Source organism: Treponema sp. R6D11 (genome assembly GCF_054786075.1).
Map to the genome: position 1 here is coordinate 1 of NZ_BDHD01000938.1, position 442 is coordinate 442.

Annotated in this window: 1 protein-coding gene; it reads left to right on the plus strand. The window is 38.2% G+C overall.

All coding sequences use genetic code 11. The annotated features are described in order from the left end of the window. Positions 1 to 209: 209 nt before the first annotated feature. A partial coding sequence (locus ACYVTD_RS16895) for a hypothetical protein (RefSeq protein ID WP_461248808.1) occupies positions 210 to 442 on the plus strand: 233 nt, incomplete at its 3' end.

The window sequence follows — 442 nt, forward strand, 5'->3', positions numbered from 1 at the left end:
ATTAAGATGTATGCCCAATAAAATACTTGAGGGGTGGCGGGGAAAAGAAATGACGCGACGTAAGTCGCGGCGTTTTTTTACCCGACAGGACCCCAAGTAAAATTATCGGGCATACATCTTGCCTTCACTTGGAAAAAAGTTTCAATATATATAATCTATTCAAATCCCACTGGACAAAATTTTAAGTTTAAATTACACTAAACCCATACATGAATCCCGTTGAAAAAACCCTTCTTGAAAACATCAATAACCCGAATTCATTGTTCGTTTTTCCAACAGACATAGCGGTTTCAAGCTGGGCGGATCATATACTGCGACTTAACGGCGGCACTGTCGCTATGAATAAGTTTATCGCTTGGGACGAATTTAAACAGAATTCCATAAAGTCTAAAGTGCAGAATAAAAAGAGTATTCCTTCCGTCCTTAGAAAAATATTCGTAAG